We start from the raw sequence: 17,085 nt of genomic DNA, 5'->3' as shown, positions 1-17,085 counted from the left end.
GCAGATTACTGCTCCAATAATTTTAAAATATCCGCCGCTACTGCTTGCTCAGCAAAACGACGACTTGCGCCCTCACCCATCATGAGGCTTAAACCCTGCACCTGACATTGCACTTTAAAATGCTGGTTTGGGGCATCGCCTTGAATATCTACCACTTCGTATACTGGGAGAGGTTTTTTACGGGCTTGTAGATATTCTTGTAAACGTGATTTTGGATCTTTGAGTTGATCAGTTGGCTCAATGTGATCTAAATACGGTTCGTACCATTTTAGCACAATTGGGCGTAGCAGATTGAGGTCGTTACAATCAATATAAATGGCACCAATAATTGCCTCAACGGTGTCGGCTAAAATCGATTCACGGTGATGACCCCCTGATTTTAACTCACCCGTACTTAAAATTAAGTGTTGGCTGAGTTGTAAATCATTGGCAATTTTACCCAGTGCTTCTTGGCGCACGAGCGTGGCACGCATACGGGTTAAACGGCCTTCATTTTCAGTCGGATAAGCATGATACAAATAGTTGGCAATAATCATCCCTAACAACGCATCGCCTAAAAACTCTAGGCGCTCATAGTTGTATTTATGACTGACCGATCGGTGCGTGAGCGCCAGTTGTAACAATTCAGGTTGTTTAAACTGATAACCGATACGACTTGCGAAGCGCATATCATTAATTTTTGACTGACCTTTGATCAAAACTTTTCTCGAACTTTAATACCAAATCAACATTCAGTAAGAAGGGTTTTCTTACTTCATAATTGGTTTTTACTTTTAAACCATCAGCATTCATCACACGAAGAATATCGTCTGTTTTCACATCACGAACATTATTCATGTCTAAACGTTGTGCCAACTGCGATTTAAATTGAGCAGGACTAGTACGTGAATTAGACGTCGCTAAGACTTGTTCAATTTGTGAGTTAATGACGTGGTTATCCCAATATGGACTCCACACCGCCACCAAGACTTTTACAATAAAAGCAAAAGCAATGATGACCAATAAAATTGCAATATAAGAGGTGCCTTGTTGTGCGCGACGCATATTTTTATCCTAAAGTATTAATCAATACTCCCGTTACGGCTAAATGACGGTAGCTTGAAGCCTGGTTCTTTATGCATCCAAATATAAAATGCGCGACCAGTTAAATTTTCTTCTGGTACAAAGCCCCAAAAACGACTGTCAGCACTTTGATCGCGGTTGTCCCCCATCGCGAAGTAATGACCTTCAGGTACTTTGACTTCCCAATATAAACCTTGCATGCTCTGATACTTACCATTTTCAACATAGTTAATAAATGGTGCTTGACGTGCCACGTTTACACCTTCAAGTTCACGCATGCTAAAAGTATGCGTGCCTAAAGTTTCTTTATGATAAATCGAATTTGGTGTGTCTTGAATATCTTTTTCACGGCTAAATTCAAATGGCACTTTTGCCACCTGCTCACCATTAATGCTCAGTTGCCCATGATCATAAACAATATGATCACCTGGTAAGCCAATAATACGTTTGATATAGCTAATGCTTGGTTGCGGTGGATAACGAAAGACTGCTACATCACCACGCTCAGGGCTGCCTGTATCAATAATTTTTTGATTGATGATCGGTAAGCGCACGCCATATTCAAATTTATTGACTAAAATAAAATCACCCGTTTCTAAGGTTGGCACCATAGAGTCGGATGGAATATTAAATGGCTCATATAAGAATGAGCGCAGTACCAGCACCACAGCCAGTACTGGCCAGAAGTCATACGCCCAGGTAATGATAAAATTTTCATTGCCTCGACCTTTAAGCTCGCGCTGTTTAAAGACAAACTTGTCGAGCAACCACACTATAATAAACAGTAAGGTGACTGGAACGAGGATTAAATTAAAATCAAAATCCATGAGCAATATGACTCCCTATATCGTCTTAGCGTTCTACTTTAAGTACAGCAAGGAATGCTTCTTGTGGAATTTCTACACTACCCACTTGCTTCATACGTTTCTTACCTTCTTTTTGTTTGGCAAGAAGTTTCTTCTTACGCGACACGTCACCACCATAACATTTGGCTAATACGTTTTTACGCATTGCTTTTACGGTAGAACGGGCAATAATTTGCGCACCAATGGCAGCCTGAATCGCGACATCAAACATTTGACGTGGAATCAAATCTTTCATTTTTTCAACCAAGGCAATACCACGGTGACGCGCATCTTGACGGTGGCAAATCATGGCTAAAGCATCCACTTTATCACCATTGATCAGTACATCAACTTTCACCAATGATGATGATTCAAAACGCACAAAGTTATAATCCAGTGATGCAAAACCGCGTGAACATGACTTCAATTTATCAAAGAAGTCCATCACAACTTCGGCCATTGGAATTTCAAAGGTAATGGCCACTTGGTTGCTGACAAACTTCATGTCTTTTTGCACACCACGGCGCTCAACACATAAGGTCATCACGTTACCTAAGTACTCTTGTGGTACTAAGATATTACATTCAGCAATCGGTTCACGTAGATCTTCTACAGTCGAACCATCTGGCATTTTTGATGGGCTGTCGATGTAAATGGTGTCACCATTTTTCATCACCGCTTCATAAATTACCGTTGGTGCTGAAGAAATTAAGTCTAAATCGTATTCACGCTCTAATCGTTCTTGTACGATTTCCATGTGTAGCATACCTAAGAAGCCACAGCGGAAACCAAAACCTAAAGCATCTGAACTTTCTGGTTCAAAGAACAACGCAGAGTCGTTAATTTGTAGTTTTTGGAGTGCTTCACGGAACGGTTCAAAGTCGCTCGCATCAATTGGGAATAAACCTGCATAGACCTGCGGTTTCACCTTTTTAAAGCCTGGTAGCGTTTCTACTTCTGGTGTTGTCGCAAGGGTGATGGTATCACCAACTGGCGCACCAAAGATGTCTTTAATACCGGCAATCACAAAGCCAACTTCGCCCGCTTCTAAAATATCGGTTTCAGTGTGTTTGGGATTAAAGATACCCACAGAGGTAATAATGTGCGTTTGACCTGTTGATTTCATCAACATTTTGTCACCTTTACGCACACGACCCTGTTTAATACGCACTAAAGACACAACGCCTAAGTAATTATCAAACCATGAGTCGATAATTAAAGCTTGTAAAGGTGCTTCGCGATCACCAGTTGGTGCTGGAATCACATTGACCAATGTTTCCAATACACCTTCAATACCTAAACCAGTCTTTGCTGAACAGGTTGGTGCTTCAGTCGCTTCAATACCAATAATGTCTTCAATTTCTTGAATCACACGTTCAGGTTCTGCTTGCGGTAAATCAATTTTATTTAAAACAGGTAAAACTTCTAAACCTTGCTCAATCGCGGTATAGCAGTTGGCCACTGATTGCGCTTCTACACCTTGCGCTGCATCCACCACCAACAACGCACCTTCACAGGCTGCCAATGAACGTGATACTTCATAAGAGAAATCCACGTGCCCTGGGGTATCAATAAAGTTCAATTGATACTCTTCACCATTTGGATGTGTGTAATACAAGGTTACAGAGGTCGCTTTAATGGTAATGCCACGCTCACGTTCTAGCTCCATCGAGTCTAAAACTTGCGCTTGCATTTCACGATCTTGCAAACCACCACAGGTTTGAATAAAGCGATCGGCGAGGGTCGACTTACCATGATCGATATGCGCGATGATGGAGAAGTTACGTATGTTTTTGATATTTACAGACTTTTTAGCAACTGCCATAAACTACTCTAAAAATGTGTACACATTCAGATCACAAGACTACATCAGCAATCGTAAGGTGCAAAAAGGATATTCCGAAGATGCTGCACAGTATAAGCAGGCGCGCGTTAAAAATACATAGAGCTAAACAAATATCGCTCGAAATCGTTCAGAAATTGGTAGTCACTTAGCTAGATCAAGCACAGTAAGGGCAGTAAAACTTAAGTATTAAAGAAAAGTAAAAAGAAGACGGTGCTTATTTTTAAGCCTATGCCAAACGAGAAGAGGGATATTTGGCATAGGCTTATGCTTATTATAAATGATTAATTTTACTAACATCTATATTTAAACTAGCTAAATCATGCTCATCATTCAATAAGTGTACAGTTTTTAATCGTAAAATTATTTTAAACTAAAGTCGTAAGGATTTTCAGTATTAGCTAAGGGTTGATAAGCCTGTAAAAACGTCGGTGACATGCGTTTTGGCCGACCTGTTGCCAGTTCTATACAGGCCCATTTGGTACTGGCGGTAAATAAAAGACTTTGATCTTTTTCGCGATAAAATGCATATTGGCGAAATGAATACAAACTATTTAAATCATTCAGCCACGTTCTTAACATGATTTCATCGTCTAAAAAGGCTGCCTTACGATATTGCACATGATGTTCAACTGCCACCATCGCATGCTTTAATTGTTGGTACTCTTTTAACCCTAAACCCAAAGCTTCAATGTGCGCAGAAGCTACATCTTGCATCCAGTGCATATACACCACGTTATTGACGTGGCCCAAACTGTCAATATGTTCAGGTTGGACTTGAATGGTTAAATCAAAAATATCACTCATGTAAACTGCTTACCCCATGTTTATTGCAGTGTCATCCTATGACTTAAAAAAGCCATGCTCAACATGGCTCATCACTCGAATGTTAACGAATACGCATCCCTACAATCATCGCTTGGTTTTTACGCATTAAGGAAACTCGTACCACTTGGTCTTTTTTAAATTGTGCCACCGCTGCAATAAAGGCTTGGCTATTTTGGATGCTTTGATTATTCAATGCAGTAATAATATCACCCGCTTGAATACGTGCTTCAGCCGCAATCCCACCACGACTCACTTCCTGCACCAAGACCCCACCTTTTAAGCCACTATGGCGTAACTCATCCGCACTTAAGTTGCGAATGGCAATGCCTAAGACGGGTCCTTGCTGGTTGGTTTTATTGCTGCTTTGTTGGGCTGGAGTAGCATCAGGTGCGGTGCTTAACATGGCGGAAATACGTTGGCGTTGGTCATTGCGTAGCACTTGCAATTCGATCACTTGCTGCGGTGCAGTACGATTGAGAAAATTTAATAGTTGTGCAGTTTCACGAATAGGATTGCCATTGAGTTGCAAAATCACATCACCCGCTCTTAAACCTGCACGCGCAGCTGGCGAATTGGGAGTGACTTGAGTAATTAACGCACCTTCGGGTTTCGCTAAACGATAAGACTCTGCTAAAGTACGGTCAATATCTTGTAGTTGCACCCCTAAATACGAGCGAATCACGCGACCGTTCTTCTTAAGTTGTTCTGCCACATCCATCGCGACATCAATTGGAATAGAAAAAGACAAGCCCATATAGCCGCCAGTGCCACTAAAAATCCGAGAGTTCACCCCCACTACTTCACCACGTTGGTTAAATAGCGGCCCGCCTGAGTTCCCCGGATTCATGGCAACGTCAGTTTGAATAAAAGGCACAGCATGTTCACCGGTAACATTACGCATTTTGGCACTGACAATCCCCGCAGAGGCAGAATAATCAAAGCCAAATGGTGAACCAATCGCCAGCACCGCCTCACCCACTCTCAATTGATCTACATTGCCCACTTTAAGTTCGGGGTAGTCATTGCCCTTAACTTTTAATAAGGCAACGTCGGTGCGTTCATCACTGCCTACCACCGTAGCATCAATCTCACGGCGATCATTTAAGGTAATGGTCACTTTAGACGCATTTTCAATGACATGATGATTGGTTAGTAAATAACCATTTTTATCAACAAAGAAGGCCGTACCATAGCTATTTTTTTCCTGTGGGATGGCTTGTTGCGGCACCATAATATTCGGCCCAAAGAAACGACGTAATAATTCGGGCACTTGCTGTTGCAGCAATTCCTGTTCGGTCATTTTTTTGGTGACGCTCACACTCACTACCGCAGGGCTGACATTGGCCACCAAGTTAGAAAAATCCACCGTTGCTGCCTGCGTACCAAATGCCGCTGTACTCAACACCGCCGTATAAACGCTTTGTTTTAAAACACTGTTATTCATAGCAAGATCACACAGATTTCTAGTCAATTGGGGAGGAATAAGCAAGGTTTTAACATAAACCAAAGCCCAATTTGGTAACAATATGTTGAATTATATTTGAATAAACAAATAGTTATTTTTTTATGTGACATATATCACAGTTTTAGTTTTTTCTTAAAGATGCTGGCCTTTTGCACTTGCCTTTTGTTTAAAAAAGAGCTGTTATTATCGGACTTTTTTTAAATTAGCGGATGGACATGTCTAATTTACCTACCACCCATCATTTTGATGTGCTGATTGTCGGTAGCGGCGGCGCCGGTTTAAGTCTGGCTTTATCACTCCCTCACACCATGCGCATTGCGGTTTTAGCCAAATCCGATTTAACCGATGCCAGTACCTTTTATGCCCAAGGTGGTGTTGCCGCAGTCCTCGATCAAACCGATTCGATTGAACAACATATTAATGACACCATGATTGCAGGTTCACAACTCTGTGAACATGATGCGGTGCGCCAAACGGTTGAAGGTGGTCAGCCATCTGTTGCTTTTTTATTAAATCAAGGGGTGCAATTTACCTTAGATGAGCAGCAACAACTACATTTAACCCGCGAAGGGGGGCATTCACAGCGCCGTATTATCCATGCTGCAGATGCAACAGGCCGTGCCATTTCGACAACCTTGGTAGAGCGCGCGCGTGAGCAACGCAATATTGAGATTTTTGAAAACTTTATTGCCATCGATTTAATTACCACACATAAACTTGGTCAAAGTGGCGACAATCGTGCCTTAGGTTTATATGCACTGGACGATAAAACCGAACAAGTACATACCTTTTTAGCACCCTTTACTGCCCTTGCCTGTGGCGGTGCGATGAAGGCTTATTTATATACCTCCAACCCTGATATTGCGACAGGTGATGGCATTGCTATGGCCTATCGCGCGGGTTGCCGCGTGGCCAATATGGAATTTAACCAATTCCATCCGACCTGTTTATACCATCCCCAAGCACGTTCGTTTTTAATTACCGAAGCAATGCGTGGAGAAGGTGCTTATTTACGTTTACCTGATGGTGAACGTTTTATGTTGCGTTTTGATGAACGCGCTGAATTAGCCCCGCGTGATATCGTGGCGCGTACCATTGACCATGAAATCAAACGCTTAGGTATTCGTCATGTGTGGCTAGATATTACGCACAAACCTGCTGAATTTATCATTGAGCATTTTCCAACACTATATGCGCGTTTAATGGAACTGGGCATTGATATCACCAAGGAGATGATTCCTGTGGTGCCTGCGGCGCACTATACCTGTGGGGGCGTGGTGGTAGATGAACACAGCCAAACCGATATTGCAGGTTTATATGCGATTGGAGAAACCTCTTATACTGGCTTACATGGTGCCAATCGTATGGCGAGTAACTCATTATTAGAGTGTTTTGTCTATGGCATGGCAGCAGCCGCGCATATTCAAACCCAAGCGAGCCACAGCTATCCTGTGCCTATCGTACCTGCATGGGATGACTCTCAAGTCATTGATCCTGATGAAGATGTAGTGATTTTACAAAACTGGGATGAATTAAGACAAACCATGTGGAACTACGTAGGGATTGTCCGTTCCACTAAGCGTCTACAGCGCGCCTTGCATCGCATTGAAATGCTTAAAACAGAAATTGCTGAGTATTATCAAGATTACCAAGTCAGTAAAAACTTGATTGAACTGCGCAATTTGGTGTTAGTGTCTGAAATGATTGTACGCTGTGCTTTAGCACGTAAAGAATCGCGCGGTTTACATTACACGCTCGACTATCCAGCACTTGCGCCTGAGTTGCGTAAAACCGTGCTGAATCCACCTAACTTTAGCGTAGAACAGCCTTTTGTAAATGTTGAACTGACCGCTTAAAACCCACCAAAACGGATGCTTAAAGCATCCGTTCTTTATTCATGTGGATAATAAATGGCTTGTGCAATCTCAAAGGTACGCACATGCAATGGAATTAATTTCTCTAACTTTTGATACCCGCCCGCCAATACAAACAGCAGCGGAATTTGGCTATTTTTGCCTAAACGAAACACCAATTGTTCACGTTGTTCAATTAAGTCTGTACTAAACCATGCCGAACCATGTGGATCATCTTGATGACAATCCATTCCAGCTTGATAAATAATTAAATCTGCACCCCATGCTTGTGCTGCGGCAAAACCTTCATGAATCGCCTGTTGGTAGTCATGAAAATTGCCTTGGGTGGGGTGAATATAGCGTGTTTCAGCACGTTCATAACTGGCACAACCAAAGGCCTGCCCATAAATACTAAAGTTATATAAGTTTGGCAATTTAAGTACAAATTCAGCCGTCCCATTACCACCATGTTGGTCACAATCTAAGACAAAAATACGTTTGTCTGGAAATTGCTGGGCAATTAAAGCCAAACCATTAAAGGTACAATAGGCACAACCAAAATCAGGTGTTGCATGATGAAAGCCTTGCGCAATATTGGCAGCCAAACCATGTTCAAATGCCAATTCTGCTGCTTGCAGCTGCCCTGCATTCACAGCCAATACCGCATCTCTGAGCTTAACATTCCAAGGTTTAAAGCCTTGAATCGTCGCCAGTTTACGCGGCTCACCAGTTAAAAAGGCCTCAACATAATGCGCTTCATGTAAGGTTTTCAGCAGCGCTACATCTAAGTCTTTAGGCTCATAAAAGCGGACATAATCATAGTCGCTTAGGGCTTGGGCCACTAAAGCCAATTTTTCCATACTATTACTTGGCGTATGGGCAAAATACTGCGGTGAATAACATACATGAAGCACGGCGATTTCCCTATTGCGCTTGCGCGACCTGCAAAATTTGTGACAGTTGCGTGGTTTCAGGACTGTATAAACCGTTTTGAACTTGCTGTTCAAAATGGCTACTAAAAGCACGGCGACGATTTGCTGACGAAATCGCCAAAGTAGTTAAACGTAAGAAATGAAAACCCGGCATGTCAGCTACAGGTGCGACAAAACCGTTATAACCTTTATTGGCACGCTTATTGGCAATCTGTTCGGGGTCATAACTAACTGAAAACAGTGAACCTTGCGGCAAACGCACCCCATTAATTAACACGGGCTGTAAGCTAATACAGGAATGGTTATCGCCCATATTCAGCTTTTCCATCAGCACAGGGCGCTGCTCTGCATCTACAAAAATATTAATTTCACCACGACGCAACACTTGATCATGGGCAATTTTTAAAAAGAATTTTTCTGCCATCGGGCAAGACCCGACTTTGGGCTTATCAGTTAAAGTGTTTAATTCGATATAACCCGTATCTTGAGCGTTCTTTGGTAAAATCAAATCTTCAATTAAATCTGCCAATACTTGGCTTTCTTCTCGCTCAAGTAAATGGCGTATTTGGCGTAATTTTTTTTGCCATTCAACTTGGAAACTCAAGGCTTGCGCATAATCATCTTGATGGCTAGCCAAATAAGCCAATACGTCTGGATTTTGGTCTAAATTACGCCATGAATTTAAGCTCAGACCATGACTTGCTGCCTGTGCAAGCAACTGTTTTAAGGCTTTGCTGTCGACATCTTGGAAGATACGTAAATCTTTATATTCATCAGGATAACGTGGCAGATTGACTGCTTCGGCAATCACCCGTGTGGCTTGGGTATAACCACAGCCGCGACGTTCGGTTTGATGGCTATAATGTTCATTTAACATTTCAACCAGCGTTTCTGATAATGAGTAGCCTTGTTCACGATAGCAACTTACCAACTCATGATCTACATTTGACATGCTTGTCCCCAATTTCCCACAGTAAAGCATCGCGCTAGACGATGTGCCTGAGCATTATTCCAGCAGCAAGCGCTTACCTTAACATAGTGTAACTTTCAACTAAATCGCATATTCTGCCAATTATAGTATGGCAATATGCTGCATTGCCGCGGCAAAGACCTCATCGGCACTTTGCGTAGCATCTAGACGTTTAATCCTATTTGGCTCATTTTGGCACAGCAAGGCATAACCTGAACGCACTTTCTCAAAGAATAGAGCTTTTTCTTGTTCAAAACGATCGAGTTGCCCACGGGCACGCGCCCGCGACATCCCTATTTCAATCGGTGCATCTAACCAAAAAGTAAGGTTTGGCATCTGGCTGACAAAGTTTTGATTTAATAATGCCAGTTTTTCTGCACTTAAACCTCGCCCTGCACATTGATAGGCAAAGCTGGCATCAGTAAAGCGGTCGCATAATACGGTTTTACCCGCAGCTAAAGCAGGAACAATCACTTGGGCTAAATGTTGCGCACGCGCGGCATACATCAATAATAATTCAGTGTCATTGCTCATCGCTTCATCATGATTGACACTCAGTAGCAAAGCACGAATTTGCTCTGCCATAGGTGTACCCCCTGGTTCACGGGTTAATACGACCTGTTGACCTTGTGCTTGTAAGGTCTCAAAGATGCGACGAATGAGTGTGCTTTTCCCGACACCTTCGGTGCCTTCAAAACTAATAAACATGCTTATTCCTTTTTGGCGCGTAAGACTTGCAAATATTCTTGCACGGCACGATTATGCTCGGCCAATGTAGCGCTAAATTTATGTCCACCATTGCCTGTTGCCACAAAATATAGCGTATCTGCATCATCTGGATGCATGGTCGCCTCAATGGCTTTTTTACTTGGTAAAGCAATTGGCGTTGGCGGTAAACCGTTAATAGTATAGGTATTATAAGGTGTTGGCGTGCGTAAATCTTTACGGGTAATATTGCCATTATAGGTGTCACCCATCCCATAAATGACCGTTGGATCAGTTTGCAGACGCATACCAATTTTCATACGACGCGCAAACACCCCTGAGACTTGTTCTAATTCACTATCAATACTGGTTTCTTTTTCAATAATTGACGCCATGATGAGGGCTTCATATGGGGTTTTATAGGGCAAGCCTTCAGCACGATTTTGCCATGCTGCATCTAAAGCCTTCATTTGACGTTGATATAAATCCGTTAAGATTTTTTTATCTGTTTCGCCTTTGGCAAAAAAGTAAGTATCGGGTGCAAATAAACCCTCAGGATGCGTATAAGGAATATTCAGTGCTTGTAACAGTTGCTCATAAGGCAAATGCGCTACTTCTTTTTTAACCAAATCATCTTTTTTCAAACGTTCAATCAATTGCTTAAAAGTAGTGCCCTCAATCACTAAAATACGGTTCATTTGCGCATTTTTTGCATCTGAAATCATGCTTAATACTGCACGAATACTCATGTTGTCGCTGACTTCATAGACCCCTGCTTTTAAGGAATCTTTAATCACCAGTTTTTGATAGAGCTTAAGCACGATCGGAAAGCTGACTTTATCGTCTTTGGCCAGCTGATCGATAAAACCTGAATAGGTATCGCCCTGATTAATGGCGAGCATTTGTTTTTTGCCTTCAATCGGATAGGCTTTAAACAAGCTCGACCAGATAATCGCGACAGCCAGTACACACATGCCCAAAATAAGCAGCAGCAATACTTTTAGGCCAGTATGAGATGATTTTTTTTTCGCTTTTGACGCCATAATTTAAGCAATTCTATTCAGTTGAAGTTGTGCGAATAAGGTCTGGCAACTGGTCACATCTAAAGCATGATCGGCAAATTGCGTCACCATTTTCATCGCGCTTAAGGCATTACAGAAAAATAGACTTTGTAACTGTTGTAGCTCGTCTTGATGTACGCTGCGCACTTCACAGGCAATGCCTTGTTGCTGCATACGCGCCAAAATCTCAGCCCGCATGACACCTTGTACGCCATTATAGCGAAGTTCTGGCGTCACCCAAGTATTGTTTAACTTTAAAAAGCAGTTACTGCTCACCCCTTCAACAATCTCGCTTTGCTGATCGAGTACGATGGCTTCGGGCAACTGGCGGCTGTCGGCTTCGGCTTTAAGCATGACTTGTTCTAAACGATTCAGACTTTTTATGCCTACTAAAGCAGGCATAGTCTGCCCTAGCCTGAGCTTTAATACATCACTGTGAATACTTTCTGGCTCAAACGGCAATACCTGCTCTTTAGGGTAAAAGAACAGCCATACGTCTGCTTCTTGCTCAGGCAAACTGTATCCGCGCTGTCCCACGCCACGGCTAATAATAATTTTTAACGTACCAGTTGCTCTTGGCAAATGTGCCAAACTCATCGGTAAAGAGACTAAATTGGCGCGTAGCTGTAAGGCTTGGCAGGCTTGCTCTAGCCGTGCAATATGCCGTGCTTGTAATTCAATTTGACCGTCAATCATCCGCGCGGTGCTAAAGCAGCCATCGCCATAATGAAAGGCACGATCATGTAAATCAATTTGCGCCACGGCTTTGCCATTTTTAAAACATTGCATCTGGAAGCTCCCTCTTCTGTAGGTTTTATTGTAAATCGGCTTAGATTTAATCCTGAGCCAAATCTATTTCTTTTTTACTTATATAAAATTCATTTTTTATTATTTTTTATGCAAAAAGACTCGCGCTATGCTGCATCCACTTCAACAACATCAAATTTTTTTTGAGGAAGACTATGCGCTTAGCTACATTAAAATTAGGGATTATCGCCGCGCTTGTATCGGTTTCTAGCCTTGCTGCCGCCAAAGACTTCCTCAATGTCTCTTATGATCCTACCCGTGAACTATATGAAGATGTCAATCAACAATTTGGCAAATATTGGCAACAGCGCACGGGACAAAAAATTAATTTTAAACAATCACACGGCGGTTCAGGTAAACAAGCGCGTTCGGTGATTGATGGTTTATCTGCTGATGTTGTAACTTTGGCTTTGGCGGCAGATATTGATGTATTGGCACAAAAAGCGCAACTATTACCCAAAGATTGGCAACAAAAATTACCGCATAATTCTACACCTTATACGTCAACCATCGTCTTTTTAGTACGTAAAGGCAACCCTAAAAACATTCAAGATTGGGGTGATTTGGTAAAAAAAGATGTGGCGATTATTACCCCAAATCCAAAAACATCAGGTGGTGCACGCTGGAATTATTTAGCGGCTTGGGCATGGGCCCAACACCAAGCGGGGGCTAATGAGCAAACTGCGCAAGAATTTGTACGTAAAATTTATAAAAACACCAAAGTTTTGGATTCTGGTGCGCGTGGCGCGACCACCACTTTTGCCGAGCGTGGCATTGGTGATGTGTTGTTGGCTTGGGAAAATGAAGCCTATTTAGCCTTACGCGAACAGCCAGGTAAGTTTGAACTGATTACCCCAAGTTTATCCATCTTGGCTGAACCACCGGTGGCGATTGTTGAGAAAAATGCTGTGAAACATGGCACCCAACATTTAGCCAAAGGCTATTTAAACTTCTTATATTCGCCTTATGGTCAATACTTAGCAGCCAAACACTACTATCGTCCGCGTGATGTTGCCACTTTAGAGAAAAACCAACACATCTTTAAGCCATTAAAATTGGTCACGATTGACCAAGAATTTGGCGGTTGGAATAACGTTCAACAAAAACATTTTGAAAACGGTGGCATTTTCGATCAAATCGTCAAAGCCAATAGCGCCAAATAAACACCATAGCTTAAACAAGGAGCATGCTCATGATTGATACGGTGATCGTCCCAGGTGTTGCAGGTAGCGAAGCTCATCATTGGCAATCTTGGTTAGAAACTCAACTTATGTCATGCTGCCGCGTTCAACAAAATGATTGGAATCATCCTGTATTGCATGAGTGGATCGAACAATTTGTACACACTGTAGCGCCAATTGAAGGGGCTGTACAAATTGTGGCGCATAGTTTTGGTTGCTTAACCACCATGGCTGCCTTGCATTTGCATCCTGAGCTAAATCGCAACATTAAAAATGTCGTGTTGGTCGCACCTGCCAATCCAATACGTTTTGGTGACAATGGTTTTGCTCGCGATAGTCAAAATAATTATGCTGAGTTTTTCCAGCAAATACGACCACTAGTTCCAACCAGCATGCTGATTAGCGAAAATGATCCATGGTTAGCTTTTACAGATGCAAAACAATTGGCACATGCTTGGCAGATTGAGCCAATCAACTTAGGCGCAGTCGGACATATTAATGTGGCATCAGGATTTGGACCATTTCCGCAGATTTTTGATTATTTGATCTCAGAAAACACGATGTCTCATATCAGCATTACTGATGATGGCAAGTATTTTTTTAAATTTGCAATTTAAGCATGGCTCTCTATGCTTGTGACAACGTTCAGTTTTTATTTTGCGTTGACTGCTTTGAGTCAACATTCTCTCTTTGAGGAGTAATCATGTCGCAGCGATCCCGAGTGCTGCCAGGATTTGGTCTGTCTCTAGGCTTTACCCTAGCGTATTTATCCTTAATCGTTTTGATTCCTCTGTCTGCGGTGTTTATTAAATCGCTAGGCTTTGGTTGGGACGGTTTTCTTGACATTATCAGTTCGGAGCGAATTTTAAAGTCGCTGCAACTGAGCTTTACTACTGCCCTTTTGGCAGCGTTTATTAACGTGGTATTTGGTTTATTACTGGCATGGTGTTTGGTGCGTTACCGTTTTCCGGGTAAACGTATTGTTGACGCTTTGGTGGATTTACCCTTTGCGCTGCCTACTGCCGTAGCAGGTATTGCCTTAACCTCGTTATATGCACCAACAGGTTGGATTGGTCAATATTTAGAGCCTCTTGGTATTCAAGTGGCATATACCCCTATTGGGATTACCTTAGCGCTGATCTTTATTGGTATTCCGTTTGTGGTACGTACCGTACAACCTGTACTTGCTGATTTAGAAACCGAACTCGAAGAAGCTGCTTCTGCACTGGGTGCAACGCGTTTTCAAACCATTACCAAAGTCATTTTACCCATTCTATTTCCAGCACTCCTCACTGGTTTTGCTTTGGCCTTTGCCCGTGGTGTCGGTGAATATGGTTCGGTGATCTTTATTGCCGGTAACCAACCTTTTGAAACTGAAATTGCACCGTTAATGATTATTTCGCGTTTAGAAGAATATGATTATGCGGGTGCAACCACCATTGCTGTGGTGATGTTAGTGATTTCATTTGCGATTTTATTCTTAATTAACTTAGTACAAGCATGGGCAAGCCGTCGTACTGGGAGAACTGCACGATGAATATCAATGCAAATGCTTTGGCCGACAAATTGCAATCGCGTGATGCGACCCGTGAACCGCTTTGGGTACGTTATACCTTAATCACGATTGCCTTAATTTTCTTTTTAAGCTGCTTATTATTACCGCTGATTTTGGTGTTTGTAGAAGCCTTTAAACAAGGTTTAGGCGTATATACACAAGCTTTGGTGCATCCAGATACCTTATCTGCAGTCAAGTTAACCTTGCTCACTGCAGCGATTGCTGTGCCTTTAAACGTAGTGTTTGGTGTGGCCGCAGCTTGGTCGGTGGCAAAGTTTAATTTCCGTGGTAAATCTATCCTCACCACCATTATTGATATGCCGTTTTCGGTGTCGCCTGTAATTGCAGGTTTAATGTTGGTGCTTATGTTTGGTACCCAAGGTTGGTTTGGCGGCTGGCTGATGGACAATGACATTAAAGTGTTGTATGCCGTGCCTGCGATTGTTTTAGCGACTATTTTTATTACCGTTCCTTTTGTGGCGCGTGAACTTATTCCTTTAATGGAAGCACAAGGCACCGAAGAAGAAGAAGCCGCGATTGTTTTGGGTGCTTCAGGTTGGCAAACCTTTTGGAAAGTCACTTTACCCAATATTAAATGGGGTCTGATCTACGGCGTGATTTTATGTAATGCGCGTGCGATGGGTGAGTTTGGTGCCGTATCGGTGGTGTCGGGGCATATCCGCGGCGAAACCAATACGCTGCCTTTACATGTAGAGATTCTCTACAACGAATATACCTTTAGTGCCGCGTTTGCCGTATCTTCGCTGTTGGCTTTATTGGCGATTATTACCCTGATTTTAAAAACATGGGTGGAAATGCGCCAAGAAAAACAAAGCCAAAAAAATGACGATTCAGCTTCTTAAGGAATGACCTCATGAGTATTCAAGTTAAAAATATTGAAAAACACTTTGGTGCATTCCATGCACTGAATAACATCTCTTTAGATTTTCCAGATGGTCAATTGGTGGCGCTGCTTGGCCCATCGGGCTGCGGTAAAACCACGTTACTGCGTATTATTGCTGGTCTTGAATCTGCCGATTCTGGTCAAGTGATTTTAGAAGGCGAAGATGCGACTAACGTGCATGTACGTGAACGTGAAGTCGGCTTTGTGTTCCAGCACTATGCGCTGTTCCGTCACATGACGGTATTTGACAACATCGCCTTTGGTTTACGTGTCCGTCCACGTAAAACTCGCCCATCTGAAGCGGAAATTAAAAAGCGTGTTACGCGTTTACTTGATTTAGTGCAACTGGGCTTTTTGGCAGATCGTTATCCTGCACAGTTATCAGGGGGTCAGCGTCAACGTATTGCTTTAGCGCGTGCTTTAGCCGTTGAACCGCGTGTATTGTTACTTGATGAGCCCTTTGGTGCTTTAGATGCCAAAGTACGTAAAGAATTACGTCGTTGGTTACGTACCTTACATGACGAACTGCACATCACCTCTATTTTTGTCACCCATGACCAAGAAGAAGCACTCGAAGTTGCCGATCAAATCATTGTCATGAACAAAGGTAACGTCGAGCAAATTGGTTCACCGCGTGAAGTATATGAACGCCCTGCCACGCCGTTTGTGTTTGACTTCTTAGGTCAAGCCAACCGTTTTGAAGGTGTTAACCAAGCAGGTAATATCCAATTTGGCGCAGACCGTATTCAATTGGCGAGCGCGAAAACTGGCCCACAAGGCGATGTCATTGCCTTTGCGCGTCCAGATGAGCTCAAAATCCATGCTCAACCGCAAGACAATGCGATTCAAGCCACATTCATTCGTGAATTGTGGATTGCGGGCAAAGTCATCGCAGAACTCGAAGGTCGTGAAGGAAATCTCATTGAAATTTCTTTAACACCAGATGAGGCGAAACTACACCAGTTCCGCCCAAATCAAACTGTATGGCTGACTGCATCGGCCTTACACTTATTTGCAAATCAAGTCGCATAAGACTAAAAAAAGATGGGGCAATTTAGCCCCATGCATCAAAGG

17 protein-coding genes are annotated in these 17,085 nt (G+C 42.6%); 6 read left to right on the top strand and 11 right to left on the bottom strand.

Annotated features, from left to right (window positions below; all coding sequences use genetic code 11):
* Positions 1–5 precede the first annotated feature (5 nt).
* The 6 genes from rnc to CYK47_RS01755 form a co-directional block, all read right to left on the bottom strand.
* Complete coding sequence (rnc, locus tag CYK47_RS01780) at positions 6–698, bottom strand: ribonuclease III (RefSeq protein WP_122898332.1); 693 nt, start codon at positions 696–698, stop codon at positions 6–8.
* Positions 673–1,044, bottom strand: coding sequence for a DUF4845 domain-containing protein (locus CYK47_RS01775; RefSeq protein WP_122898330.1), 372 nt, complete (start codon positions 1,042–1,044; stop codon positions 673–675). Before CYK47_RS01775 ends, rnc begins: the two co-directional genes overlap by 26 nt.
* A 17-nt stretch (positions 1,045–1,061) precedes the next feature.
* Positions 1,062–1,889 carry a signal peptidase I gene (lepB, locus tag CYK47_RS01770; RefSeq protein WP_122898328.1) on the bottom strand — a complete coding sequence of 276 codons (828 nt, stop codon included), beginning with the start codon at positions 1,887–1,889 and terminating at the stop codon, positions 1,062–1,064.
* A gap of 25 nt (positions 1,890–1,914) precedes the next feature.
* On the bottom strand, positions 1,915–3,732 hold the full coding sequence (lepA, locus tag CYK47_RS01765; RefSeq protein ID WP_122898327.1) for a translation elongation factor 4: 1,818 nt from the start codon (positions 3,730–3,732) through the stop codon (positions 1,915–1,917).
* 381 nt (positions 3,733–4,113) lie between these two features.
* A complete protein-coding gene (locus tag CYK47_RS01760; protein ID WP_122898324.1) occupies positions 4,114–4,557 on the bottom strand; it encodes an acyl-CoA thioesterase in 444 nt (147 codons plus the stop codon).
* 82 nt (positions 4,558–4,639) lie between these two features.
* Positions 4,640–6,022: a Do family serine endopeptidase gene (locus tag CYK47_RS01755; protein ID WP_122898322.1), complete on the bottom strand. Its 1,383-nt coding sequence runs from the start codon at positions 6,020–6,022 to the stop codon at positions 4,640–4,642.
* A 230-nt stretch (positions 6,023–6,252) separates the two neighbouring features.
* Here CYK47_RS01755 and nadB point away from each other — a divergent pair, with 230 nt between their 5' ends.
* On the top strand, positions 6,253–7,899 hold the full coding sequence (nadB, locus tag CYK47_RS01750; RefSeq protein WP_122898321.1) for an L-aspartate oxidase: 1,647 nt from the start codon (positions 6,253–6,255) through the stop codon (positions 7,897–7,899).
* A gap of 35 nt (positions 7,900–7,934) precedes the next feature.
* Here the strand turns inward: nadB and CYK47_RS01745 are convergent, their stop codons facing one another.
* The 5 genes from CYK47_RS01745 to pabC all read right to left on the bottom strand — a co-directional run bounded on the left by CYK47_RS01745 (position 7,935) and on the right by pabC (position 12,353).
* Positions 7,935–8,810, bottom strand: a complete 876-nt coding sequence (locus CYK47_RS01745) for an arginase family protein (protein WP_122898319.1) — start codon at positions 8,808–8,810, stop codon at positions 7,935–7,937.
* 10 nt (positions 8,811–8,820) lie between these two features.
* The gene (locus CYK47_RS01740; protein ID WP_122898317.1) at positions 8,821–9,780 is read right to left on the bottom strand and encodes a hypothetical protein; all 960 of its coding nucleotides are present in this window, start codon (positions 9,778–9,780) and stop codon (positions 8,821–8,823) included.
* A 120-nt stretch (positions 9,781–9,900) separates the two neighbouring features.
* Entirely contained in the window at positions 9,901–10,506 is a 606-nt protein-coding gene (gene tmk / locus CYK47_RS01735) for a dTMP kinase (protein WP_122898315.1), read from the bottom strand.
* Positions 10,507–10,508: 2 nt separating this feature from the next.
* Positions 10,509–11,546, bottom strand: a complete 1,038-nt coding sequence (gene mltG / locus CYK47_RS01730) for an endolytic transglycosylase MltG (protein WP_122898313.1) — start codon at positions 11,544–11,546, stop codon at positions 10,509–10,511.
* Between the two features lie 3 nt (positions 11,547–11,549).
* Positions 11,550–12,353 carry an aminodeoxychorismate lyase gene (gene pabC / locus CYK47_RS01725; protein ID WP_122898311.1) on the bottom strand — a complete coding sequence of 268 codons (804 nt, stop codon included), beginning with the start codon at positions 12,351–12,353 and terminating at the stop codon, positions 11,550–11,552.
* Between the two features lie 173 nt (positions 12,354–12,526).
* Here pabC and CYK47_RS01720 point away from each other — a divergent pair, with 173 nt between their 5' ends.
* The 5 genes from CYK47_RS01720 (at position 12,527) to CYK47_RS01700 (ending at position 17,043) form a co-directional block, all read left to right on the top strand.
* Positions 12,527–13,534 carry a sulfate ABC transporter substrate-binding protein gene (locus CYK47_RS01720; protein ID WP_122898309.1) on the top strand — a complete coding sequence of 336 codons (1,008 nt, stop codon included), beginning with the start codon at positions 12,527–12,529 and terminating at the stop codon, positions 13,532–13,534.
* Positions 13,535–13,563: 29 nt separating this feature from the next.
* Positions 13,564–14,169 (top strand): RBBP9/YdeN family alpha/beta hydrolase, encoded by a 606-nt coding sequence (locus CYK47_RS01715; protein ID WP_122898307.1) that lies wholly within the window; start codon positions 13,564–13,566, stop codon positions 14,167–14,169.
* A gap of 86 nt (positions 14,170–14,255) precedes the next feature.
* On the top strand, positions 14,256–15,089 hold the full coding sequence (gene cysT / locus CYK47_RS01710; RefSeq protein WP_122898305.1) for a sulfate ABC transporter permease subunit CysT: 834 nt from the start codon (positions 14,256–14,258) through the stop codon (positions 15,087–15,089).
* Positions 15,086–15,970: a sulfate ABC transporter permease subunit CysW gene (cysW, locus tag CYK47_RS01705; RefSeq protein WP_122898303.1), complete on the top strand. Its 885-nt coding sequence runs from the start codon at positions 15,086–15,088 to the stop codon at positions 15,968–15,970. The genes cysT and cysW overlap by 4 nt, the downstream gene beginning before the upstream one ends.
* An 11-nt stretch (positions 15,971–15,981) precedes the next feature.
* Positions 15,982–17,043 carry a sulfate/molybdate ABC transporter ATP-binding protein gene (locus tag CYK47_RS01700; protein ID WP_122898301.1) on the top strand — a complete coding sequence of 354 codons (1,062 nt, stop codon included), beginning with the start codon at positions 15,982–15,984 and terminating at the stop codon, positions 17,041–17,043.
* Positions 17,044–17,085: the final 42 nt, after the last annotated feature.

This window comes from Acinetobacter sp. B51(2017) (assembly GCF_003711395.1).
In the GTDB taxonomy this organism is placed as follows: Bacteria; Pseudomonadota; Gammaproteobacteria; order Pseudomonadales; family Moraxellaceae; genus Acinetobacter.
Note: the sequence above shows the minus strand (reverse complement) of the source record. Positions and strands in the feature narration are given on the sequence as shown.

Coding starts and splice junctions, on each gene's coding strand:
- CYK47_RS01775 (WP_122898330.1), bottom strand. CDS start 1,044: ATGCGTCGCGCACAACAAGGCACCTCTTATATTGCAATTTTATTGGTC.
- lepB (WP_122898328.1), bottom strand. CDS start 1,889: ATGGATTTTGATTTTAATTTAATCCTCGTTCCAGTCACCTTACTGTTT.
- lepA (WP_122898327.1), bottom strand. CDS start 3,732: ATGGCAGTTGCTAAAAAGTCTGTAAATATCAAAAACATACGTAACTTC.
- CYK47_RS01760 (WP_122898324.1), bottom strand. CDS start 4,557: ATGAGTGATATTTTTGATTTAACCATTCAAGTCCAACCTGAACATATT.
- CYK47_RS01755 (WP_122898322.1), bottom strand. CDS start 6,022: ATGAATAACAGTGTTTTAAAACAAAGCGTTTATACGGCGGTGTTGAGT.
- nadB (WP_122898321.1), top strand. CDS start 6,253: ATGGACATGTCTAATTTACCTACCACCCATCATTTTGATGTGCTGATT.
- CYK47_RS01740 (WP_122898317.1), bottom strand. CDS start 9,780: ATGTCAAATGTAGATCATGAGTTGGTAAGTTGCTATCGTGAACAAGGC.
- tmk (WP_122898315.1), bottom strand. CDS start 10,506: ATGTTTATTAGTTTTGAAGGCACCGAAGGTGTCGGGAAAAGCACACTC.
- mltG (WP_122898313.1), bottom strand. CDS start 11,546: ATGGCGTCAAAAGCGAAAAAAAAATCATCTCATACTGGCCTAAAAGTA.
- pabC (WP_122898311.1), bottom strand. CDS start 12,353: ATGCAATGTTTTAAAAATGGCAAAGCCGTGGCGCAAATTGATTTACAT.
- CYK47_RS01720 (WP_122898309.1), top strand. CDS start 12,527: ATGCGCTTAGCTACATTAAAATTAGGGATTATCGCCGCGCTTGTATCG.
- CYK47_RS01715 (WP_122898307.1), top strand. CDS start 13,564: ATGATTGATACGGTGATCGTCCCAGGTGTTGCAGGTAGCGAAGCTCAT.
- cysT (WP_122898305.1), top strand. CDS start 14,256: ATGTCGCAGCGATCCCGAGTGCTGCCAGGATTTGGTCTGTCTCTAGGC.
- cysW (WP_122898303.1), top strand. CDS start 15,086: ATGAATATCAATGCAAATGCTTTGGCCGACAAATTGCAATCGCGTGAT.
- CYK47_RS01700 (WP_122898301.1), top strand. CDS start 15,982: ATGAGTATTCAAGTTAAAAATATTGAAAAACACTTTGGTGCATTCCAT.